At 72.8% G+C, this 22,733-nt stretch carries 20 protein-coding genes; 6 read left to right on the top strand and 14 right to left on the bottom strand.

Features of this window, described 5'->3' with window-relative positions; genetic code table 11:
• The first annotated feature begins 115 nt into the window (after nt 1-115).
• Entirely contained in the window at nt 116-1,306 is a 1,191-nt protein-coding gene (locus PUW82_RS05010) for a glycosyltransferase family 4 protein (protein ID WP_274221195.1), read from the top strand.
• Here PUW82_RS05010 and PUW82_RS05005 read toward each other — a convergent pair whose 3' ends face one another.
• The 4 genes from PUW82_RS05005 to PUW82_RS04990 are packed head-to-tail and all read right to left on the bottom strand — an operon-like array spanning nt 1,307 to nt 5,341.
• Nucleotides 1,307-2,104 (bottom strand): glycosyltransferase family 2 protein, encoded by a 798-nt coding sequence (locus PUW82_RS05005; protein ID WP_274221194.1) that lies wholly within the window; start codon nt 2,102-2,104, stop codon nt 1,307-1,309.
• Nucleotides 2,101-3,099 (bottom strand): glycosyltransferase, encoded by a 999-nt coding sequence (locus tag PUW82_RS05000; RefSeq protein ID WP_274221193.1) that lies wholly within the window; start codon nt 3,097-3,099, stop codon nt 2,101-2,103. Before PUW82_RS05000 ends, PUW82_RS05005 begins: the two co-directional genes overlap by 4 nt.
• Complete coding sequence (locus PUW82_RS04995) at nt 3,096-4,214, bottom strand: glycosyltransferase (RefSeq protein WP_274221192.1); 1,119 nt, start codon at nt 4,212-4,214, stop codon at nt 3,096-3,098. The genes PUW82_RS05000 and PUW82_RS04995 overlap by 4 nt, the downstream gene beginning before the upstream one ends.
• Nucleotides 4,211-5,341 carry a glycosyltransferase gene (locus PUW82_RS04990; RefSeq protein WP_274221191.1) on the bottom strand — a complete coding sequence of 377 codons (1,131 nt, stop codon included), beginning with the start codon at nt 5,339-5,341 and terminating at the stop codon, nt 4,211-4,213. The genes PUW82_RS04995 and PUW82_RS04990 overlap by 4 nt, the downstream gene beginning before the upstream one ends.
• A 115-nt stretch (nt 5,342-5,456) precedes the next feature.
• Here PUW82_RS04990 and PUW82_RS04985 point away from each other — a divergent pair, with 115 nt between their 5' ends.
• Nucleotides 5,457-6,497, top strand: coding sequence for a hypothetical protein (locus tag PUW82_RS04985; RefSeq protein ID WP_274221190.1), 1,041 nt, complete (start codon nt 5,457-5,459; stop codon nt 6,495-6,497).
• On the top strand, nt 6,494-7,795 hold the full coding sequence (locus tag PUW82_RS04980) for a glycosyltransferase (RefSeq protein WP_274221189.1): 1,302 nt from the start codon (nt 6,494-6,496) through the stop codon (nt 7,793-7,795). The genes PUW82_RS04985 and PUW82_RS04980 overlap by 4 nt, the downstream gene beginning before the upstream one ends.
• Before the next feature lies 1 nt (nt 7,796).
• Here PUW82_RS04980 and PUW82_RS04975 read toward each other — a convergent pair whose 3' ends face one another.
• Both PUW82_RS04975 and PUW82_RS04970 read right to left on the bottom strand, forming a co-directional pair.
• Entirely contained in the window at nt 7,797-8,429 is a 633-nt protein-coding gene (locus tag PUW82_RS04975; RefSeq protein ID WP_274221188.1) for a flavodoxin family protein, read from the bottom strand.
• 117 nt (nt 8,430-8,546) lie between these two features.
• A complete protein-coding gene (locus PUW82_RS04970) occupies nt 8,547-10,601 on the bottom strand; it encodes a beta-galactosidase (RefSeq protein ID WP_274221187.1) in 2,055 nt (684 codons plus the stop codon).
• A gap of 61 nt (nt 10,602-10,662) precedes the next feature.
• Between PUW82_RS04970 and PUW82_RS04965 the strand changes: the two genes are divergently transcribed.
• Nucleotides 10,663-11,265 carry a TetR/AcrR family transcriptional regulator gene (locus PUW82_RS04965; protein WP_274221186.1) on the top strand — a complete coding sequence of 201 codons (603 nt, stop codon included), beginning with the start codon at nt 10,663-10,665 and terminating at the stop codon, nt 11,263-11,265.
• Nucleotides 11,266-11,269: 4 nt separating this feature from the next.
• Here PUW82_RS04965 and PUW82_RS04960 read toward each other — a convergent pair whose 3' ends face one another.
• The 7 genes from PUW82_RS04960 to PUW82_RS04930 all read right to left on the bottom strand — a co-directional run bounded on the left by PUW82_RS04960 (nt 11,270) and on the right by PUW82_RS04930 (nt 19,080).
• A complete protein-coding gene (locus PUW82_RS04960; RefSeq protein WP_274221185.1) occupies nt 11,270-12,079 on the bottom strand; it encodes a sugar nucleotide-binding protein in 810 nt (269 codons plus the stop codon).
• A 45-nt stretch (nt 12,080-12,124) separates the two neighbouring features.
• Nucleotides 12,125-13,114 carry a sugar kinase gene (locus PUW82_RS04955; protein ID WP_274221184.1) on the bottom strand — a complete coding sequence of 330 codons (990 nt, stop codon included), beginning with the start codon at nt 13,112-13,114 and terminating at the stop codon, nt 12,125-12,127.
• Nucleotides 13,111-13,773 (bottom strand): bifunctional 4-hydroxy-2-oxoglutarate aldolase/2-dehydro-3-deoxy-phosphogluconate aldolase, encoded by a 663-nt coding sequence (locus PUW82_RS04950; protein WP_274221183.1) that lies wholly within the window; start codon nt 13,771-13,773, stop codon nt 13,111-13,113. Before PUW82_RS04950 ends, PUW82_RS04955 begins: the two co-directional genes overlap by 4 nt.
• Nucleotides 13,763-15,004 (bottom strand): D-mannonate dehydratase ManD, encoded by a 1,242-nt coding sequence (gene manD / locus PUW82_RS04945; protein WP_274221182.1) that lies wholly within the window; start codon nt 15,002-15,004, stop codon nt 13,763-13,765. Before manD ends, PUW82_RS04950 begins: the two co-directional genes overlap by 11 nt.
• A gap of 69 nt (nt 15,005-15,073) precedes the next feature.
• A complete protein-coding gene (locus PUW82_RS04940) occupies nt 15,074-16,465 on the bottom strand; it encodes an MFS transporter (RefSeq protein ID WP_274221181.1) in 1,392 nt (463 codons plus the stop codon).
• A gap of 87 nt (nt 16,466-16,552) precedes the next feature.
• Nucleotides 16,553-17,557, bottom strand: coding sequence for an L-idonate 5-dehydrogenase (locus PUW82_RS04935; RefSeq protein WP_274221180.1), 1,005 nt, complete (start codon nt 17,555-17,557; stop codon nt 16,553-16,555).
• Nucleotides 17,554-19,080, bottom strand: a complete 1,527-nt coding sequence (locus PUW82_RS04930) for a mannitol dehydrogenase family protein (RefSeq protein WP_274221179.1) — start codon at nt 19,078-19,080, stop codon at nt 17,554-17,556. The genes PUW82_RS04935 and PUW82_RS04930 overlap by 4 nt, the downstream gene beginning before the upstream one ends.
• 150 nt (nt 19,081-19,230) lie before the next feature.
• On the opposite strand from PUW82_RS04930, the gene PUW82_RS04925 reads away from it, so the two are divergent.
• Entirely contained in the window at nt 19,231-20,196 is a 966-nt protein-coding gene (locus PUW82_RS04925) for a LacI family DNA-binding transcriptional regulator (protein ID WP_274221178.1), read from the top strand.
• On the opposite strand, the gene PUW82_RS04920 is transcribed toward PUW82_RS04925, so the two are convergent.
• Complete coding sequence (locus tag PUW82_RS04920) at nt 20,144-21,289, bottom strand: alanine racemase (protein ID WP_337994543.1); 1,146 nt, start codon at nt 21,287-21,289, stop codon at nt 20,144-20,146. The two genes, PUW82_RS04925 and PUW82_RS04920, sit on opposite strands and share 53 nt — an antisense overlap.
• A 132-nt stretch (nt 21,290-21,421) precedes the next feature.
• Between PUW82_RS04920 and PUW82_RS04915 the strand changes: the two genes are divergently transcribed.
• Complete coding sequence (locus tag PUW82_RS04915; RefSeq protein ID WP_274221177.1) at nt 21,422-22,372, top strand: manganese catalase family protein; 951 nt, start codon at nt 21,422-21,424, stop codon at nt 22,370-22,372.
• Nucleotides 22,373-22,733 lie beyond the last annotated feature (361 nt).

Raw genomic sequence — 22,733 nt, 5'->3', positions numbered from 1 at the left:
CGGAGTCAAGTCCCGTCCGCACCGGGGGTCGGATGGGTCACCCTGTGGCGGACGCGAAGGAGGCGACGCCGCGATGGGAACACCTCGAAACGATGACGGGCCGCCACACTGGCTCGTGGCGACGACCGAGTACGACGGGCTCACCGCCTACACCGGCGGCATCGGTCGGCACTACGCGGCCCTCCTCCCGGCGCTCGTGCGCCAGGGCATCGCGGTCGACCTCGCCGTGCTCGCCGAAGACGAGCTCGTCGCCGCCGACGTCACCGGAGGCGTGCGCCTCGTCGACCGCGCGACCATGCCGACGCGTCACCGGCCGCAGGCCATCGGCGCGCGGGCCCGGCGGCTCCGCCGCACGTACCGGCGACGTGGGTACGACGTCGTCTTCGCTCCCGAGTGGGCGGGCCTGGGCGCCGCACTGCCGCCCGGCGCTCCCCTGCTGACCAACCTCGCCACGAGCGCCCGCCTCGCCGACGACGTGTCGGGGCTGTCGCTGCGCGACCTGCCCGTCGACACACGGGTGTCGCGGATGGTGCAGATGAAGGCCGAACGCCGTCAGCTGCAGCGCTCGGCGGGTGTCGTCGCGATCTCGGCGGCGATGCTCGAACGCACCGCGGCTCTCTACCCGGGGCTGCCACCCGCTCGCATCGTTCGCAACTGCATCGATGTCGAGGCGGTCGCCGCCGCGGCCCTCGTCGCTGCTCCGCCCGCGGCGTGGCCGGACGACGGCGCGCCCGTCGTCCTGTTCCTGGGCCGCTCCGAACGACGCAAGGGCGTCGAGGATGCCGTCGCCGCGTTCGTCCGCGTGCACGCCGAGCTTCCCGAGGCGCGACTCGTCTTCGCCGGCGCGAGCGGCGATGCACGCTTCGAGCCCACCCGTGACGCGCTGCGCGAGCTGCTGCCGCCGACGGCGCGAGACCGGGTCACCTGGCTCGGTCACGTCGGCGGCGACGAGCTCTACGGCGCCATCGATCGGGCCGACGTCGCGATCTGCCCCTCGCGGTGGGAGGGCTTCGGCAACGTCGCGCTCGAGGTCAAGGCGATCGGCACGCCGCTGGTGGTGACCTCCGGCAGCGGGTTCGACGACTTCTGCACGGACGGGCAGGACTGCCAGAGCGTTCCGGCCGCCGATCCCGAACGCCTGGCGGCCGCGATCACCGTCGCGCTGCGTCACCCCAGCTGGGCGCACACGCTCGCCGAGCGCGCCCGGGCGCAGATGGCCGACTTCGCGCCCGACCCGGTCGCGCGGGACCTCATCGACGCCGCGGGCGAACTCCTCGTCCCGGCGCCGGCGCGATCGCCTGCCTGATCAGGCCGGCACGCGCCGCCAGCCGCCGGGCACACGCTCGATGGCTCCGGCCTCGGCGAACGCGGCCAGCCAACCGCCCATCGGCCACTCGCCCCACTTCTCGGCGAACAGCGCCCCGTTGCGCAGGATGTCGTCGAGATGCCGCCAGGGCGGCGACGAGGTCTCGTGGTACTGGTGATAGGCGTCAGCGCCGCCGACCCACACGAGCGGGATGCCGCGGGCGCGCAGCGAGAACGCGAAGTCGGTGTCTTCGCCGCCGTACCCCTCGAACACCTCGTCGAAGCCGCCGGCCTCGCGCCACACCGCGGGGGCGAGCGCGAAAGACAGCGACCAGAACAGCGGGTACTCCGCCGCCGTGGCCCGGCGGAGCTCGCCCGGCGACGGCGCGGGTCGTGCCGCGTGCGGGGCCGTCGCCGCGCGCAACGCGGCGTCGTCGAGCGCGGCACCGGGCGGCAGATACGTGACGGGACCGCACAGCACCGCGTCGGGGCTGCGGTCCGCCGCCGCACGGTAGGCGTCGACGAGCCCGGGCGCGGGGACGCAGTCGGCGTCGAGGAAGATCAGCAGCGTCGCACCCCGCGCGGTGGCCTCGCGCGCCCCCGCGTTGCGGGCCGCGGCGAGGCGGAGCCCCGAGGCGCCGGGCGGCACGCGCACGACCGCTTCGGCGTCGAGCTCGGGCGGCTCGTCATCGCCGATCCACACGACGATGCGCGGCACCCCCGCGGTCGCGCGCAGCTGATTGCGCAGATGCTCCAGGCGCGGCGCGGAGCACAACGTGATGACGGCGGCGCCGCTCACGGCGCGATCACCGCCTCGATCTCGCGGGCAGCTCGCTGCGCGGCATCCCGCACCCGCCAGGCATCCCAGTCCGGCTGCAGCGCGCGAGCACGGTCGAGCAGTTCGGGCCAGCGGTCCGCCTGCGGCCACCGCTCGAGGGCGACGGCGAGACCGCTGCGGCCGAGCGCCGCGGCCGTGGCCGCCTGCTCGTCGAACGGACGATCCTGCGGGATGACGATCGCGCGGGCCTCCGCCGCTGCGAGATCCGCGACGGCGTTCTGCCCGCACCACGACACGACGACGTCCGCGGTCGAGATCGCCTCGAACGGGTCCGCCCGCCACTGTCCGGATCCGGCCCCGAGCAGGATCCACGGCCGTCCGGTCGCCCGCTCCGCCGCGGCCACGTCGTCGGCCGACACGGCGGTGCCGCCGCCACCACCGAGCAGGACGACCGCGTCCGTGCGCCGCCGAGGGTCGGGGGTCCGATCGGCGAACCGGCTGATGCCGCCGACGAAGGCGACGCGGTCACCGAGGGCCGTCAGGTGCGCCGGCGCGTACAGCTCGCGCGGCCACGGCGCCACGATCCGGGTCGCCGCCGCGGAGCCGAGGCGGTGCGGCTCGTCGACGCGTTCGCCCGGCTGGGTGATCGCGATCACGGGCACCCCGAGCAGGCGCAGGAACAGCGTCACCTCGACCGAGACGTCCACGACGAAAGCGCCGATGCGTCCCGTCGCCACGGCGGCAGCCATCGCCGCGAGGCGGGAACGGTGGCCTTCGTGGCGCAGCGGCGCCCAGTGCAGGATGCCGCCGACCGTCGGGTCGTCCTGCGGCAGCTTCGGCGCGGGGTCGTCGTCGCGCGGCAGCACCGTCCACGTGACACCGGGCGGCAGGTCGTCGGGCGGCGCCAGCGAGCTGAAGCAATCGATCTCCCGGCCGAGGTGGCGCGCGATGACGAGCATGCGCGTGAGGTGTCCGCGTCCGTGGTGGTGGACGTACCAGCCGATCCGCTGCGTCATGCGGGCAGCTCGGCCGGCTCCGCCGTGTCGCTGAGCGAGGCGAAGATCTCCTCGAGCGCGGCGGTGCGGGCATCGAGCGAGAACCGCTCGACCGCGCGAGCTCGGACGGCTGCCCGGAACCGCGCGTCGCGGGCGTCGGGCAGCAGGGCCTCGACGGCACCGGCCATGGCCACGACGTCACCGGCGGGAACGAGCTGCATCCCCACGCTCGCGGCGGCGATCTCGGGCACCCCGCCCACGGCGAAGCCGACGACCGGCGTGCCGCACATGAGGGCCTCCGGGCCGACCAGCCCGAAGGGTTCGGCCCAGGCGGGCGTCGCGAGGGCGACGGCGGAACGACCGACGAGGTCGGCCAGCGCCGCCGGCTCGAGCTCGCCCACGAACGTGACGTCGTCACCGAGCAGGGGCCGCAGCACATCGTCGGCGTAGGCGCGGTCGCCCACGCGGCCCGCGATGGTGAGGCGCCGGCCCAGCGCCCGAGCCACCGCGACGGCGAGGTGCGGGGCCTTCTCGGGAACGATGCGGCCGAACCAGACGAGGTCGTCGCCGCCCGGACCCGGGACCCACACGGACGGATCCACGCCGTTGGCCAGCAGCGCCGACGGCACGCCCGCGTGCTGCCACTCGCGGCGCGTGTGCTCGCTGACCGAGACGAAGAGGCTGCCCCGGCCGCCCGCCTGCCGGTGCGCGCGAACGAACGCCTCGTCGACCGGGGTGTGCAACGTGGTGAGCATCGGCACCCCGAGCTGCGGCGCGAGCTGCAGCGGAAGGGCGTGCAGGCAATGGTTCGAGATGACGTCGAACGCCTCGGCGTGCGTGCTGATCGCCTCGAGCGCCCGGCGCAGCCGCGGGACGCTGAGCGTCTCGTACGCCGGCGGGTAGGTCTTATCGGTGCGGACGGCGTCGGCGTCCCAGCCGAGTTCGGGCATCTCGAACACGCTGCCGGGCTCGACGTGTTGCGACCCCGTGACCGCGACGACCGTCACGTCGTGCCCGCGCGCGCGCAGCGCCTCGACCTCCGACCACACGGCGGCCTCGAGTCCGCCGGCGTGCGGCAGCCGGATGGGGAACCGCAGCGGCGCGATGACCGCGATGCGCAGGGACCGCCCGATCACGAGGCACGCTCGCTGCGGAGCCGGCGGTACATGTCGGCGTGGGCGGATGCCGTCCGCGCGTCCTGCGCGCGGCGCAGGCGTCGGCGTTCGTCGACGAGCTCGGCTCGAGCGAGCGACCCGGGGCGGGCCACGGCCTCGTGCCGCGAGAGCAGGGTCGTCAGCGCGGCAGCGAGGCTGTCGGCGTCGCCCGGCTCGAACGCCGCGGTGGAGTCATCGTCGTGCTGGTCGCCGAAGTGCCCGGTCGCCGGTACGGCGATGGGGACGCCGAGGTCCCAGCACAGCTCGAGCCAGCCCGAATGGCTGCCGAAGCGGTACGGCAGCACGCAGACGTCGAGGCCGGCGAGCGCGGTGTTCAGCGCGGCATCCGGCAATCGGCCCTGCTCGACGAGCACGACGAAAGGATGCCCGGCGACGGCGGCGCGCACCTCGTCGCGGGCGGCCTCGTCGCGCACGGTGCGGTGCATCCGGATCTCGGCGACCACCGAGCGCCCCGATTCGCGCAGCCGGGCCACGGCGGCCACGAGCGCGCGGGCGCTGGTAGGGCCGTCGGTGCCGGGGCGGAGGTCCTTCAGGTGCATGCCGACGCGCAGGTCTTCGCTGAGCGCGACCACCGGCGGTGTCTCGCCCTCACCGAGGATCGCGGGATGCGGCAGGACGATCGCCTCACGCCCCCACCGCTCGCGCACCTCGGCGGCGGCTCCGGGCGTCAGGGTCACGATCGCGTCGGCTCGCGGCACCAGCTCGTCGAGCTGGGCACGGTAGGGCTGCTGGTCGGTCAGCTGCGGGTGGGTCAGATCGTGAACGGTGAAGACGACCGGCCAGCCGGCCTCGCGCGCCGCGTCGACGCACGCGGTGAGGTGGCCGGCGGGAAACGACTCCGTGCCGAAGTGCACGTGCAGGACGTCGGCGCACGCCGCGTTCGCCCGGATCCAAGCGGGATCGAGCGCGACAGGCGGCCACCACACGCCCTCGGCGGCGCCCGGCACCGGCGGGTCGGGCAGCAGCTCGACGCCCGCGGCCTCCGTCACGCGCCGCACGTACGGATGGCTCGCGGGAACCCCGACGACCCGGACGGCGGACGCACCGGGATCCTCGGCCCCGAGCGCGCTGGCGGTCTCGATCGTCACGGTTCTCCTCGTCTTTCGATGGCGCCGAATGAGGCGCACCGTTCGGACGCTAGCGGAGCGCGCGCCCGGTCGCGCTCACTTGACCGAAGTGAGCGCGACCGGTAACGATGACCCGATGCCTGCCGAAGCCCCGCCCCTCTGTCTCGTCTGGGGCCCGCCCGGACACGGCGTCACCGACTACGGCGCCGATGTCGCGACGGCGGTGGCGCGCCGTGAGGCGGCGACGCGCATCGTCCGGGTCGCCGACCTGCCCGGCGCGCTGGCCGCGGTGCGCCCCGGCGAGCGCGTGCACCTGCACGCCACCGATCGGCTGCTCGGCCCGAGCCTCGAGGATGCCGCTGACGCCCTCGAGCAGCTCGCCGCGACGTGCCGGCTGACGGTGACGCTCCACGACCTGCCGCAGGAGTCCGACGGCACCGGGTACGCCCGTCGCGTCGCCGCGTACCGCCGCTTCTTCGCCGCCGCCGAGGGGGTCGCCGTCAACAGCGCGCACGAGCGGATGCTGGTGAGCGAGCACCTCGGCGACGTGCCCGAGCCCCGCGTCATCCCGCTCGGCACCCGCGCCGCCGCGCCGCACCCGGATGCCGCGGCCGCGGCGCCGACCGACCTGATCGTCCTCATCGCCGGCTTCGTCTACCCCGGCAAGGGGCACGATGTCGCGCTGCGCGCCGCCGCTGAGGCCGTGGCCGCGCTCCGCGCCGCGGGACGCCCCGTGGGTCGCGCCGTCGTGCGGGCGCTCGGCGCGGCTTCGCCGGGTCACGACGGCGACGTGGCCGCGCTGCGCGCACGCGCGACCGAGCTCGGCGCCGACTTCGAGATCTCGGGCTTCCTCGACGACGCGATCTTCGCCGCGAGTCTGCGCGCGCCCGGCATCCCGGTCGCGGCGCACGAGCACGTGTCGGCGTCGCGGTCGATGCTCGACTGGATCGAGGCGGGCCGCCGGCCGCTCGTCGTGCGATCGCGGTACAGCGTCGAGATGGACGGGCTGCGCCCCGACACCTGGACGCTGTTCCGCTCCGACGAACTCGCCGCCCGGCTCGCCGACGCGTGGGAGCACCCCGCGTCGACGTGGCTGACCGGCGGTCGGTCGCTCGCCCCGACGCTCGACGACGCCGCCGACGCGTACCGCGCGTGGTGGGACGAGGGCTCGGCGTGAGCCCGGCCGCACCGGCGGCGCCCTCCGGCGTGCCGCTGCCGGGCAACCGCTGGGACACGCTCGCGGACGTCTGGCCGCCCGAGCCCTCGCTCGTCTCGGTGATCGTCGCCCACTACCGGCAGCCCGACGAGCTCGCTCGCACGCTCGCGGCGCTGCGCCGCCAGGATCATCCGGACGACCGGCTGCAGATCATCGTCGCCGACGACGGCTCCCCCGAGCCGCCCGCGGTGCCGGACGGGGTCGAGCTCGTGCGGCAGGCCGACGACGGCTTCCGCCTCGCCGCCGTCCGCAACCTCGGCGCGCGCCGCGCCCGCGGCGACGTGCTGGTCTTCCTCGACGCCGACACGGCGCCCGAGCCCGCCTTCGTGCGCGAGCTGACGCGGCTCCCCGCGCTCGCACCCGACTGCGTCACGGTGGGCCGCCGCCGACACGCCGACCTGCGCGACGTCGACGTCGACCGCCTCGCCGAATCCGCCGCCGAGCGCGCGCTTCCCGAGCCCGCCTGGCTGACCGACGCGTACCGGCGCAGCGGCGACCTGCTGCACGCGGACGACCGCAGCTACCGCCACGTCATCGGCGCCGTCATCGCGTGCTCGCGCACGATGTTCGATGCGACCGGCGGCTTCGACGAGTCGTTCACCGCGTACGGCGGCGAGGACTGGGAGTGGACCTACCGCGCCTGGCTGCAGGGAGCGGTACTCGCCCACGTGCCGGCGGCGATCGCCTGGCACGACGGACCGGATGCCGCCGGCCGGGACGACGGCGCCCTCGCCCATCGCAACGCCGAGGCGATCCGTCTCGCCGACCTCATCCCCGTCGCGGGCTCGGCGGGGCGGGGGCTGCGCTCCGGTCGCGTCGACATCGCCGTGGCGCCGCCGCCCGACGCGACCGCGGGCCAGCGTTTCGTGAGCCTCGACAGTGCGTTGGCCGCGCTGCCCGCCGCCAACGCCGCGGCCTGGCCGGCGGAGAGCGCTACCGGTCGCGGAGCCGCCGACGCCCCGAGCGACGCCGCGTTCGACCGCGTGCGCGTGTCGATCGAGCTGTTGCGGCCCGTCCGCGTCGACGGCGAGGATCTCGCCGCGGCGATCGACCGGCTCGACACCGAGCAGCTGGGGTCGCTCACCCTGCTCGGCGCCGAGGGCGAGCCGCTCGTGCGGCTGACGGCGACGCGAGCCCGCGCACGCGAGGAACGCTGGGGGCGCGATGACCTGTTTCCCCGCGCGCAGGCGGCGGCACCCGGCATCCGTCCTCTCGCGGACGAGCCCGATGTCGCCGCCTACCTCGGCGGGTGGGGCTGACCTACTCGGCGGGGTACCGCGCCGCGCGCAGGACGCGTGCGAGGTGGGCGGCGTTGCGAGCAAGGGTCGCGGTCGTCGAGGCGACGCTCTCGGGTGTCTCGTCGAGGTCCTTGTAGTCGACCGCCTGCATCGCCTCGCCGTTCCAGTACGTGCCCCCCTGCGCGGGGATCGTGAAGCCCACGTCGTTGAGCCCCTGGAACAGATCGGCCGTCGCCTTGTGCGCGCCGTCCTCGTTGCCGACGACGGCCACGACCGCCACCCGGTCGAACATGATCGGGCGTCCCGCGTCGTCGGTCTCGGACAGCTCGGCGTCGAGGCGCTCGATCACGCGCTGGGCGAGGCTCGAGGCGTGGCCGACCCAGATCGGGGTGCCCAGGACGAGGATGTCGGCGGCGAGGATCTGTTCGCGCACCGACGGCCACTCATCGCCGTCGCCCATGTCGGTCTCGACCCCCGGCGCCACGTTCACGTCGGCGATGCGCACCTGCGTGCCGCTGGCGCCGTGCTCGGCGAGGGCATCGAGCACCTGGTCGAGCAGCAGCTGTGTGCTCGATTCGGCCGATCCCGGCTTGAGCGAGCAGTTGAGGGCGACGACGCGCAACGGGGCGTCGGTGGTGAGGATGTCGGAGGTCATCACGGTCCTTTCGTCGCCGGCCATGTTCCGCCGGCGACCCTGCCCGCGCGAGGCTCTTGACAGCCGTCCGGCCCACGCGAGGCGAGCCTCGACGCGGGCCGGACGGGCCGGTTCGCCTTAGGATGCGGCCGACGTACCCTCGGCGATGACGGCGACCCCGCGCGGCTCGATCGTCGTCGTCGCGCCGTCGGAGGTCGCAGCCCCCGCGATCAGCTCACCGGCCGACGCCACCGTCACGGCGTCGTCGGTCCGGTTCGCCAGGAAGGTGTAGCGCCCGCGCTCGTCGGCGCGCACGATGACCTCGAGCGCCCCGTCGCTCGCGCGGACGTCGCCCGCGAGCGCGTCGACGTCGTGAGCGAGGCGCTGCAGCAGCGCCCGCGCGCCCTCGCGGCCCACCGCCGCCGAGACGTACGTCGCGCTGCCGCTGCCGCCACGCCGACGGGTGACGGCGGGGGCGCCGGCGAGGTCGCCGTCGCGGTACGTGTCGAGGATCTCGACGTCCTCCTCGACCCGCGCGATCCGCTCCGACCAGTCCCGCACGACGGCGCCCGAGGCCAGCGTGACCGTCTCGCCGGCGAGCATCGGCACGAACTCCTCGATCGCGATGCCCAGCACATCGCGCAGGGCGCCCGGGTAGCCGCCGAGCCACACGCGATCGTGCTCGTCGACGACGCCGGAGAAGTAGGTGGTCACCAAATGACCGCCGCCGGCGACGAACGCCCGCAGCCGCTCGCGCAGGGCGTCCGGCACGACGTGCAGCATCGGCGCGACGATCACGTCATAGCCGTCGAAGGATGCCGCGACCGGAACCACGTCGGCGCGCACGCCGACATCGAGCAGCGCCCGGTACCACGCGAGCGTCTCGCCGTCGTAGGACGGCGCCTCGGAGGGGTGCGAGTCGCGTCCGCTGACCCACCACGACTCGTAGTCGAAGACGAGCCCGACGCGGGCCCGCTCGCGACGGGTACCCGTCACCGGGGCGAGGGTCTGCAGCTGCGCGCCGAGGGCGACGACATCGCGGAACACACGACTGTCCGACCCGGCGTGGGGAACCATGCCCGAGTGGTAGCGCTCGCCGCCGGCGCGAGACTGACGCCACTGGAAGTAGCAGACGGCGTCGGCGCCGTGCGCGACGTGGGTCAAGGCGTCGCGGACGAGCTCGCCCGGCCGCTTGGGCGGGTTCACCGCGCGCCAGTTCACCGCGCTCGTGGCGTGCTCCATGAGGAACCAGGGCCGGCCGCCCGCGAGGTTGCCGGTGAGGTTCGCCCAGAAGGACAGGTCGTCGCGTCCGAGCTCGCCGGGTCGCAGGTAGTGGTCGTTCGAGACGAAGTCGACGTCATCGAGCCAGCTGGCGTAGTCGATGTCGCGGACGTTCTGCGCGACCATGAAGTTCGTCGTCCGCGGGACGTCGGGGGTGACCTCGGCCAGTACGGCGTTCTCGGCCCGCAGGTGGTCGCGCACGGCATCCGACGAGAAGCGCTCGAAGTCGAGCTGCTGTCCGGGGTTGCGCTGCGTCGGCGCGGTGCGCGGCGGCAGGATCTCGTCCCACTCCTCGTAGTGCTGCGACCAGAAGGCCGTGCCCCACGCAGCGTTGAGCGCGTCGAGGGTTCCGTAGCGCTCCTGCAGCCAGAGCCGGAAGGCGCGAGCGGCGTCATCCGAGAAGTCGTAGAGGTTGTGGCATCCCAGCTCGTTCGAGATGTGCCACGCGACCAGCGCCGGGTGATCGGCGTACCGCTCGGCGAGCGCTCGGGTCAGACGCAGCGCGTGCTCGCGGAACACCGGCGACGTCGGCCGCCAGTGCTGGCGCGATCCCGGCCACAGCGTCGTGCCGTCGATGGTCTGCGGCAGGATCTCGGGATGCCGCTTGGCGAGCCACGGCGGCGGTGAGGCCGTGGCCGTCGCGAGGTCGACGTCGATGCCGTTCGCGTGCAGCAGGTCCATGACCTCGTCGAGCCAGCCGAAGTCCCACTCACCGGGGCGCGGCTCGAGGAGAGCCCACGAGAAGATGCCGAGCGAGACGATGTTCACGCCCGCCTCGCGCATGAGCCGGACGTCCTCGTCCCACACCTCTCGCGGCCACTGCTCGGGGTTGTAGTCGGCGCCGTAGCGCATGCGCCCCGCCCCCAGCGAGCCGTCCTTGACCCAGCGATACGTCCTGTCGTCGGTTGCCATGATGCCAGCGTAGCCCCAAAAACGTGCAAGTGCACGGTTTCTTGTGCTCTACGCTCGGGGCATGCCCCCCGACGCCGCGCCGCTCCCCCGCGGCCCGTACGCGAAGAGCGCCGCCCGCCGCGCCGAGATCATCGCGACGGCGACCCTCGTCTTCGGCACCCACGGCTACCGGGGCGGCTCGCTGCGGCAGATCGCGAAGCAGCTCGACCTCGGGCTGACGACGGTCATGCACCACTTCCCCACGAAGGTGTCGCTGCTGGCGGCGGTGCTCGAACAGGAGGACGCCGCCGACACCGACTTCTCGGCGCGGTCCGCGCGCGACGGCTTCATCCCCAGCGTCCTGGCGATCGTCGAGCGCAACCTCGCGCGACGCGAGCTCGTGCGCATGTTTTCGATCGTCTCGGCCGAGGCCACGCACCCCGACCACGAGGCCCACGCGTGGCTGCTCGAGCGCTACCGCGCCGTGACCGAGACCTACACCGTCGCGATCGCCGACGACCGCGACCGCGGACGCCTCCGCACCGACGCCGACGCACGGGCGCTCGCCGGGCTCGTCATCAGCGGGTGGGAGGGCATCCAGATCCGGTGGCTCACCGACGACACCGATCCCGTCGCAGCGATGCGCCTGCTGCTCGACGAGCTGCTGCACCCGGCATCCGGCTGAGGGCTCAGGCGCGGTCGGCGATCACGCGGCCGTAGCCCTCGACGAACGTGGGGAACTCCAGCTCGGGAACCAGAGCGGCCAGACGCGCGCCGTCGAGGATCGTGCCGCGCCGCGCATCGGGATCGACCTCGGCGCGGGGCGGCGCCGCGACACCCAGCCGCTGCGCGATGAAGGCGACGACCTCACCCAGGGTCGCCGGACGTCGATCGACGCCGTGCAGCAGCGCAGGCGGATCCTCGGCCCGCAGCAGCGTCTCGAGCGCCCGCACGAGATCGGCCTCGTGGATGCGGTTGGTACGGCGGTCGTGATCGACCGGCTCGCCGGCGAGCACCTGACGGATCAGCCGCTCACGGCCCGGGCCGTAGATGCCGGCCGGACGCACGACCACCGCATCGAACAGCTCGACCGCGGCGCGCTCGCCGTCGACCAGCTGCTCGCCCCGCTCGCTCGTCGGGCGCGGCTCGTCGGTCTCGTCGAGCGGACGCTCGGCGTCCCACCCCTCGAACACGCGCGTCGACGACACGAACACCGTGCGCGCCGGAACGGCGGGCAGCGCCGCGGCGAGCCGTTCGAGCGCCGTGCGGTAGAAGCGCGGGTCATCGCCGGGCGGCAGCGTCATCACCATCGCGTCGACGCTCGGCAGCGCGGCATCCAGGGGCCGCGACAGGTCCGCGACGATGGGGGTGAAGGCGGGACGGATGCCGCCGGCGCTGCGGCGGATCGCGACGACCTCGTCTCCGGCGGCGACGAGACGCTCGCCCAGGCTCGAGCCGACCTTGCCGGAGCCCACCAGGAGGATGCGTCGCGCTGTCATGGAGTCATCCTCGCAGGCGGTGGGCCGACCGGGGCCGCGGGCGGCTCACCGCTGAACCGGATCGCCTCCGGCGCGGTGGAAGCGCTCGATCTCGCGCAGGGTGGGCGCCGCCTCCCAGTCGCCCGGCGTCAGGCATGCGATCGCCCCGCACGTGTTGCCGCGGTGCAGTGCCGTCGCCGGGTCGTCGCCGGCGAGCCGCGAGCTGAGGTATCCGGCGACGAAAGCGTCGCCCGCACCGACCGTGTCGACGGGGTCGATGCGGAAGCCCGGCGCGTCGACGGTGTCGGCGCCGACCCGTGCGGTCGCTCCCACGGCTCCGCGCTTGACGATTACCTCGGCCACGCCCCCGGCCAGCAACGCCGTCGCCGCTGCGTCGGCGTCCGTTCCCCCGATGAGCTCGAGTTCGTCCTCGCCGCCGAAGACGAGGTCGGCGGCCTCCGCGAGCTCGCGCAGCACGGGCGCCGCGACGGGCGGGGGCGCCAGTGCCGAGCGGTAGTTGATGTCGAAGCTGACCGGCACCCCGGCCGCTCGCGCACGCTGGATCGCTGCGTGCACCGCGTCGCGAGCCGACGGCGAGATGAGCGCGGTGATGCCGGTGACGTGCAGCAGCGCGGCATCCTCGATCCACCCCCGCGGCATGTCGTCGGGATGCAGCCGCGACCCGGCCGACCCGGCACGGTAGTAGTACACGGCCGTCGTCGCGGCGGTCGGCCGCTCCTTGAGCATCAGGCCGGTCGCCGCCGCGGGGTCGACCGTCGCGAGCACGTCGACGCCCTCGGCGCGCAGCTCGCGCACCACGCGTTGCCCGAGCGGGTCATCGCCCACCCGGCCCGCCCATCCGGCGGCAACGCCGAGCCGCCGCAGCGCGATCGCGACGTTGGACTCGGCTCCGCCCACGCCCAGCGCGAGCGAGCCGACGTGACGAAGCGAGCCTGCCTCGGTCGCGCGGGCGAGGGCCATCGTCTCGCCGAGCGTCACGACGGCGTGCCCCGCGGCGGCCCGATCGACCGCTCCGCGCTCGGCGAGGACGCTCACGATGCCGGCCCTCCGGCGCACACCTCGACGAAGCGCACGGTCCGCTCGCGCAGCGCGCCCAGATCACCGCCGGCGAAGGCGTCGCCGAGCAGCGGTCCGCCGACGCTCACCGCGACGGCGCCCGCCTCGAGCCACGCACGCGCACCGTCGAGATCGACGCCCCCCGAGGGCACCACTCGGATGTCGGGGAAGGGACCGCGCAGGTCCTTCGCGTATCCGGCGCTGACCTGACCCGCGGGGAAGACCTTCACAGCGGCGGCGCCGCGCGACCACGACGCGAAGAGCTCGGTCGGTGTGAGGCCGCCCGGGACGATCGGCAGGCCCGCGGCGACAGCCGTCTCGACGAGCTCCGCCGAGGTGACGGGGGTCACGACGTAGGGTGCACCGGCGTCGATCGCCCGCTGCAGCTGATCGGTGCTCGTGACCGTCCCGACCCCGATGTCGGCGGTGCCGCGATAGCGCTCGATGAGGGCGGGAAGCCGCTCGAAGGTGCCGGGAGTCGTCAGCGTCACCTCGACGCTGCGCACGCCGGCATCCACCAGCACGTCGAGCACCCGGTCGTAGTCCTCGGCCCGCTGCGCGCGAGCCACGACGACGAGGCGTCCGTCGCGCGTGAGCGTCGGCAGGGCGGGCCGGGAGGCCGCGGTCTCACCAGTCATGCATCGTCCCATCCGTCAGCCGGTTCACCGGCAGGTAGGCCTTCGTGTACTCGAAGGCACCGGCGGCGTCCTCGTCGAGCTCGACGCCGAGGCCCGGCGCGTCGCCGGGATGCAGGAAGCCGCGGTCGTACGTGTACGAGGTGCGGAAGACCTCGAGGGTCGTGTCGCTGTGCGGCATGTACTCCTGGATCCCGAAGTTGTGGATCGCCAGGCCCAGGTGCAGCGCCGCCGCCATGCCGACGGGAGAGATGTCGGTGGGGCCGTGGATGCCCGACTTGATGCCGTACACGGCCGCGAAGTCGAGCAGCTTCTTCATCGAGGTGATGCCGCCGGTGTGGGTGACCGCCGAGCGCACGTAGTCGATCAGGCGCTCGGTGATGAGGGTCTGATAGTCGTGCACGGTGTTGAACACCTCGCCGATCGCCAGCGGCGTCGTGGAGTGCTGACGCACGAGCCGCAAGGCGCTCTGGTCCTCGCCGGGGGTGCAGTCCTCGAGCCAGAAGAGGTCGTACGGCTCGATGTCCTTCGCGAACCGGGCCGCCTCGATGGGCGACATCCGGTGGTGGCCGTCGTGCAGGATGCGCAGATCGGTGCCGAAGTCCTCGCGCAGCCGGGCGAAGACCCCGGGCATGTGCGCGAGGTACTTGCGGGTGTCCCAGCTCTCCTCGACGGGACGGGTCGCCGCCGACCCGTCCGCCGCCCGCTTCGCGGGCTCGTAGTCGTACTTCGCGCCGGGCTTGTTGGTCGCGACGCCGTAGATCTGGCCGAGGCCCGGGATGCCGGTCTGCACCCGCACCGCCGTGACCCCGCTCTCGACGTAGGCGGTGACGGCGTCGTGCAGCGACGCGTAGTCCGCCCCCGACGCGTGCACGTACACCCGCAGGGCGTCGCGGCTCGCCCCGCCGAGCAGCTGGTACAGCGGCATCCCGGCCTTCTTGGCCTTGATGTCCCACAGCGCCATGTCGACCGCCGCGATCGCGGCCATCGTCACCGGTCCCCGGCGCCAGTAGGGCGCGCGGTAGAGGTACTGCCAGGTGTCCTCGATGCGATCCTCGTCGCGGCCGATGAGGGTCGAGGCGAGGTGATCGCGCAGGTACGACGCGACGGAGAGCTCGCGACCGTTCAGGGTCGCGTCGCCCCACCCCACGACGCCGTCGCTCGTGGTGATCTTGAGGGTGACGAAGTTGCGTCCCGGACTGGTGACGCTCACGTCGACGAGTTCGATGGTCATGCGAAGCTCCTGGGGAGGTGCGGGATGCGGCGGATCGAGCCGCCGCATCCCGGATCGGAATCGGTTCGGTCAGATCGCGTCGCGCGGGTCTGTCAGATCGCGCCCCGCGACCTCGGGCATCCAGATCGACGCCACGAGCGCGCAGAGCGTGAAGAACACCAGCATGATGATGATCGGGACGAACGAACCGGTGACGGCCGAGACCCAGGCCGCCGCGATGACGGGGCCGGCGCCGGTGGCCACGATCGCCGCGATCTCGCGTGCCATGGCGGTGTAGGTGTACCGGTTGCGGGCGCCGAAGATCTCGGGAAGCGTGAGATTCTCGAGCGAGGCGAAGCTCATCACGGCGAGGTTGTGGAGCACGACGTAGCCGACGAAGACCTGCACCGTGTCCTTGCTGCTGATCATGAGCATCGTCGGGACGATGACGATGAGTGCGATGATCGCCCACACCATGTACATGCGCTTGCGGCCGAAACGGTCGCCGAGCCAACCCGAGAGCGGCACGGTGACGAAGGCCACGAGCGACGAGACGATCACGGCATTGACGCCGATGGAGCGGTCGAGCAGCAGCACGACGGTGATGTAGCTGATGAGGTACGTCTGGATCATGCCCGAGTTGCCGGCCTGACCGAAGCGCAGCAGCAGGGCGATCGAGAAGGCCTTCCAGGGCTTGCGCTGCATGGCCTCGAGCGTGCGGACGTCGCCGGTCTCGGTGGCGAGCTGCAGGGCCTCGGCCTTCGAGAGGGCCTTGCCGTCGACGACGTCGTCACGCTCCTCGAAGACCGGGGTCTCCTTGAGGTTGAAGCGCACCCAGATCGCGAAGAGCATGATGACCGCGCTGGCGACGAAGGGGATGCGCCAGGCCCAGTCGATGACCTCGTCCTCGCTGAACGTGACGAGCAGGATCGCCCAGATGCCCGAGGCGAGCAGCGTGCCGCAGTTCGTGCCGAGCGCGACGAGCGACGCGATGATGCCGCGGCGCTTGGCCGGGGCGTACTCCGCGAGCATGACGCCGGCGCCCGAGATCTCAGCGCCCGCGCCGAAGCCCTGCGCGATGCGCAGCAGCACCAGCAGGATCGGCGCGAGGATGCCCACCTGGTCGTACGTCGGCAGGAAGCCGATGAGCGTCGTCGCAAGCCCCATGAGCAGGATCGTGTAGAAGAGCACCTTGGTGCGGCCGGTCTTGTCGCCGAGGCGGGCGAAGAAGAACGCGCCGACCGGGCGGGCCACGTAGCCCACGCCGTACGTCGCCATCGCGGCGACGACGGCCACGGCGGGGTTCTCGGACGAGAAGAACAGGTCGGCGAACACGAGCGCGGCTGCCAGCGAGTACAGCTGGTAGTCCATGAACTCGAGCGCGGTGCCGAGCCAGCCCGAGATGGCGGCGCGGACGAGGTCGCGCACCGACCTCTTCGCTGTGGGATCGGCGGCCGAAGCCGTCGTGGTGGCGTCTGACATGGTGAGGTACTCCTTCGGACCTGTGGAGGGGGTATCGGATGCGGCGGTCGGGCGGGCGCTCTGCCGACGGACGATGCCGCGGTATCGCTAGAGGGAGAGCAGCACCTTCGCCGAAGCGGAGGAATCGCGAGCCACCGTGAGCGCGTCCACGGCGTCGGATGCCGGGATCACGTGCGTGATGACCGAGTCGAGGGCATCGGATGCCGCGAGCATCTCGATCGCGTCGTCGATCTCGGTCGAGAAGCGGAAGGCTCCGCGCAGCGTCAGCTCCTTGGCGAGCATCGGCGCGAGGTTCACGCCGATCTCGGCGTTGGCGAGCATGCCGACCTGCACGACGGTGCCGGCTCGCCGGGCGGCGCGGACCGCCTGGGTGAGAGCCGGCGCGACGCCGGAGCACTCGAAGACGACGTCGAACGACTCGTCGTCGATGGTGTCGGTGCCGACGAGCAAGAACTCGCTCGCGCCGAGCGATCGGGCCCGCTCGAGCGGCTCGGGGCGCACATCGCTCGCGGCCACGACAGCAGCACCGGCGTGGTGGGCGGCCGCCGCGACGAGAAGCCCGATGGGTCCCGCGCCGATGACGAGCACCCGCTTGCCCGCGACCTCGCCCGCGCGTCCGACGGCATGAAGCGCGACCGCGAGCGGCTCGGCGAGCGCCGCACGCTCGAGGGGCAAGCCCTCGGGCAGCACGCGCACCATGTGCTCCTCGACGATCAGGTACTCCGCAGCCCCGCCCTGACGGTGCGGATCGGCTGCCGCGCTGCCGAGGTAGTCGCCGCCGGCGCGCAGGTGCGGGTGCGCCTCCAGCCCGCGCGTCTCCGGGCCGAATCGAGCCGGGTGCACCGTGACGGGCGTTCCCGGGACGAGCCGGCCGGACGGGTCGAGGTCGACGACGCCCGACAGCTCGTGCCCGGGGGTCAGGGGTTCGCGGATGGTGTACTCGCCGTTGGCGCCGTGGAAGTAGTAGTGCAGATCCGAACCGCAGATGCCCACGAAGCAGACCCGCAGTCGTACCTCGCCGGCGCCCGGTTCGGGCACGGTGCGCTCCTCCCAGCGGAGATCTTCACGGGAGTGGATCGCGAGAGCCTTCATGCTCGGTGCTCCTTCGTCGTGGTGTCGGATGCGGCGGACGATGCGCCGACGCAATCATCGATGGCGGCGGCGACCCCGTGGCGCGCGATCGTGTCGACGAGCTCGCCCACACGGTCGATGAACGCCTCGCGCGCGGCCAGGCGCTCACCGAACAGGCGGCGGTCGCCGACGACGCGCTGCGCGAGCTCGCGCCCGTCGCGCGCTGAGGCGGCAAGGGCGGCGAGCCCGTCTCGCGCGGGGTCGGTCATGGCGCGCGCGTGCTCGCCGGGGTCGACTCCCGGCAGCGGCGCGATGCAGGAGAGGTAGCCCGCGACGGTCAGGGCGATGAGGTGCGGCATACGACCGGCATCGAGCGCCTGCAGCGCCGGCTCGGGGATCCGCTGGCCGAGCTTGACCGAACCGTCCGACCCGACCTGCGTGGTGCGGTGCCCGAGGGCACTGTTGCCCCAGCGCTCGAAGAGCTGCCGTTCGTAGTCGCGGACGTCGACGGCGGCAGGAACGTCGACCGACGGCTCGTACTCGTCGCGCAGCACCGCTCGCGCCGCGGCCTCGATGCCGGCCGAGGCGATGGCCTCGGGGATCGTCGCCGAGCCCGACAGCGCGCCGAGATAGGCGATGAGCGAATGCGTACCGTTGAGCAGTCGCACCTTCAGCTGCTCGTAGCGACCCACTTCGTCGGTGAAGACGGCACCGCCGGCCTCCCACGCGGGACGCCCGCCGGCGAAACGATCCTCGATCGCCCACATCGTGAACGGCTCCGCGGGAACCGGGATGTCGTCGCGCACGCCCAGCAGCGCGCTCACCTCGTCACGCAACCCGGCGGTCGTGGCCGGGACGATGCGATCGACCATGCTCGAGGGGAACGTCACGGCCTCGTCGAGGTAGGCCAGCGCCTCGGCGCCCTCGGACGCCGGCAGCGCCGCGAGGAACTCGCGCACGAGCTTCTGCGTGTGCGAGCCGTTCGATGCGAGATTGTCGCAGCTGAGGATCGCGATCGGTGCTCCCCCGCTGCCCGCGCGACGCTGCAGCCCGCGGGCGAGCTGACCGATCGTCGAGCGCGGGAAGGCGCCGCCGAGGTCGGCGCGGACGACCGCGTCGTCGGTGTCGAGGTGCTGCGTGGCGGGCGAGTAGCTGTAACCGTGCTCGGTCACGGTGAGCGTGGCGATGCGGATGCGGGGGTCGGCGAGGTCCGCCACGACGCGCTCGGGGTCATCCGCCGCGACGTACGCGTCGGTGTGCACACCCGGAACGCTCAGCGCCGTCGAGCCCGGCGCGATCGTCGCGACCGCGTAGAGCAGGTCCTGCCCGCGCATGGCCTCGACGATGCCGCGCGAGCGCGAGGCGACCCCGACGATGCCCCAGTCGCCGCCCTGCGCGTCCATCGCGGCAGCGGTGTAGACGGCCTGGTGCGCACGGTGGAAGCTGCCGAGCCCGAGGTGCAGGATGCCGGCGGCGCGCGGGGCGGGACGCACGGCGATGTCGCCGTGCGCGCTGCGGCCCAGCCGGGCGGTGCCGCCCGTCATGCGCGGGAGCTCTCGCGGGCGCCGACGCGAGGCGTCGGGAGATCGGCGATGATCGTCATGCAACCATCGTGCGGTGTTTGTACAACATTGTCAACCTCTTACATCGTCGGGATGCAGGATCATGGGAGGACGAGAAAGGACGGGACGACGGTGGCAGCGACTTTGACCGACGTGGCTCGACGGGCCGGAGTGTCCGTCGCGACGGCGTCGCGCGCCTTCGGCGAACCCGACCGCCTGGCCGCCGCCACCCGCGAGCGTGTGCTCGTCGCGGCCGGCGAGCTCGGCTACGCCAATCCCCAGGCGAGCACCGCGCGCCGCACGATCGGCGTCGTCTTCCCCGACGTCGCGAACCCCGTGTACGCGACGACCCTCAAGGCGATCCAGGGCCAGGCGTGGCACGGCCGGCACCGCACCGTCGTGTTCGACGCCGACGAGGACCCCCGCCGCGAACGCGAGCAGATCGAGCGGGCCCGCGAGCTCGACGGGATGCTGCTGTGCTCGCCGCGCCTGCCCGACGCCGATGTGCTCGATCTCGTCGGCAACACCCCGTGCGTCGTCGTGAACCGCCTCATCGAACCGTTGCCCAGCGTGCTCATGGACACCGAGCACGGACCGACCCAAGCGGTCGAGCACCTCGCCGCCCTCGGCCACGAGCACATCGCGTACGCCTCGGGCCCCCGCGGGTCGTGGGCCGACGTCCGACGCGCCGACGCCATCGCGCGGGCGTGCCAACGCCACGGCATCCGTCTGACCCACCTCAGTCACCATGCCGCCTCGATTCAGGGCGGTCGTGCGGCGGCCGCCCCCGCCTCGGCGAGCGGCGCGACGGCCGTCGTCGCGTACAACGATCTCGTCGCCCTCGGCGTTGAGGCCGGTATGTCGGAGCTCGGGATCCGGTGCCCCGACGACATCAGCATCGTGGGGATCGACGACATCGACCTCGCCGGCGCCGTGACGCCCGGCCTCACCACCGTTCGCATGCCCATCGACCGCTGCGGCGCGCTCGCGGTCGACCTGCTGCTGCAGGCGCTCACGGGCGGGACCGCCCCCGAGACCGTGACGCTCAACTCGCAGCTGATCGTGCGGTCCTCGACCGCTGCACCGCCCGCTCGCTGACCGACGCACGCACCGGCGTCAGGAGTTCTTGCCGCGCGCCGCGACGGGCCACCGCTCGCTGCCGGATGCCGTGACCGCGACGACCTCGTCGACGACGATTGAGCACGAGACACACGTGGTTCGGGATCACGTCGAGCAGGCTCCCCCGCGCGGGCGCCGGCTCATCGGCGGGCCACGACACCGTCGCGTGGTGCTCGGAGAGCGCCACGATCACGGCGCCCGGCCGGCCCGCGATACACCCGAAGCCCGGAGTCCAGGCAGGACGGTCGCTGCCGAGCACCTTGCTGCCCGCGTCGAGCACGAGATGTGTCGCGCCGTCCGGACCGGGATGCCGACTGACGACGGTCGCCACGACGGTGAGGGCGATGTCGTCCGGGTCGCAGCGCCCCAGCGCGAGCTGCTGGGCGTCGCCGAACACGTAGACGCCCGGCCGCACCTCGGTCGCGCCATCCGCAGCGGTCGCCAGCACGCTCGGGGTCGATCCTCCGCTGCGGCGCTCGACCACGAGACCGGCGGCTTCGAGCCCCGCGGCGGCGGTGCGCAGCGCCTCGCGTTCCTGCAGCGCCGCCTGCTCGGGAGCCCCGGGCGCATAACTGTGCCCCGGGAACGTGAAGACCCCGGCCACCCGCAGGCCGCCCGCGCGCGCCGCTTCGGCGACGGATGCCGCGTCCTCCGGCGCCGCGCCGCTGCGATGGTGCCCGCTGTCGACCTCGACGAGCACCTCGAGCCGAGGAGCCGCGGCGCCGAGGGTCCTCGCCGCATGGGTGGCAGACTCGACGGAGTCCACGCCGAACGACACGCGCGCCGACTGCACGAGCCGTTCCAGTCGCGCGGCGCGGTCGGGCGTCAGCCACAGCGGATACGCGATGAACACGTCGGTCGCGCCCTCGGCGACGAACACTTCGGCCTCGCCGATCGTCGCGACGGTGAGCCCCACGGCGCCGGCGTCGAGTTGCATCCGCGCGATGCGCGGGATCTTGTGCGTCTTCGCGTGGGGACGCAGCGCGAGGCCGCGCTCGTGCACGGCGGCGGCCATCCGATCGATGTTGCGCGCGAGCACGTCGACGTCGATCCGCACGTAGGGGGTGTCCATGCTCCTCACGCTAGCCACCCGCGCACGGGTGGGCGGACCGAGCAGGGTACCGGGCGAGGGCGTTCTGATCGAGGGGGTAGGTGAACGGCGCACGTGCGCGAAAGCTGTGCGGACGACCCCCGAGGAGGAAACATGTACTTCCACGTTCAGGAATTCATCAATGAGATCGCTCAGGACGAGCCGGATCCGGCCGCCGCCAACGCGCTGCAGGAGGGGCTCGGCGGGCAGTTCGGCGAGATGCGCACCATGATGCAGTACCTCTTCCAGAGCATCAATTTCCGCGGCCCGTCCGGAAAGGCGTACAAGGACCTCATCCAGGGCATCGGCACCGAAGAGATCAGCCACGTCGAGCTGATCGGAACGACCATCGCGCGCCTGCTCGACGGCTCCCCGGCCTACAAGGGCAAGGAGAAGGATCCGGTCGACCAGCCCGGCGCCGGCGGCGCGACGCCGCTGAGCATCGCGATGGACCACAGCAACATCCACCACTACCTCGTCGGCGCTCAAGGCGCCCTGCCCGTGGACGCGGCCGGCAACCCGTGGTCGGGAAGCTACGTCTACAACTCCGGCAACCTCGTCCTCGACCTGCTGTACAACCTCATGCTCGAGTCCACCGGACGCCTGCAGAAGTGCCGCCTGTACGAGATGACCGACAACAAGATGGCTCGCAGCACGATCTCGTATCTGATCGTGCGCGACCAGGCTCACGAGAACGCCTATGCGAAGGCGCTCGAGACCCTGGGGGTGAACTGGCGCACGTCGCTGCCGATCCCGAAGACCAACGCCGAGCAGTTCCCCGAGGTGAAGCGTCTGGTCGACCTCGGCCTGCAGAGCAAGCAGTACTCGTTCGACCTCGGCAATCAGTCCGAAGCGGGCAAGATCTTCCAGGGCGCCTCTCCCTCGAACGACGGGACGCTGCTCGACGCCAGCGAGCAGGCGCCCGCGGGTGCACCCATGACGATTGCTCCGGAGCGGTTCGAGGAGTTCTCGCCCGGCGCCGACGCCGACCTGCGCGAACTGATCGAGGCGACGGCCGCGATGGAGATGGCAGACATCGACGCCACCTTCGGCCGGATGTCGTAAGCCTTCGCACGGCAGGTTCGACGCGAACGTCGAAGCCCCCGCGAGCCGCATTCTCTGCGGTTCCGGGGGCTTCTGCGGTGGCGGAGACGGAGGGATTTGAAATCGCGCCGATGACAATCGAGGTCAACTGAAACCGCGTGATTCCGCGGGTTCTGATGTCGCAGACTACCGCTTCGATCAGGTCGGTTCGGTTCGATTCGTGGCAGAAACGTGGCAGCGATTTCGCACTGCACTAGGGCTCAGCTGAGGGCGGACCCTCTCGCGCTGGCGCTAACCCGCGCGACTAAACCAGCGCGGACAGCGCCGGGCTCAGAGGCTGGCACGGCCTCCACCACGGCCTCCAGCGCCGCATATGGCTGAG

Origin of the sequence: Microbacterium thalli, assembly GCF_028737325.1 — a bacterium.
GTDB classification, from domain to species: domain Bacteria; phylum Actinomycetota; class Actinomycetes; order Actinomycetales; family Microbacteriaceae; genus Microbacterium; species Microbacterium thalli.
Note: the sequence above shows the minus strand (reverse complement) of the source record. Positions and strands in the feature narration are given on the sequence as shown.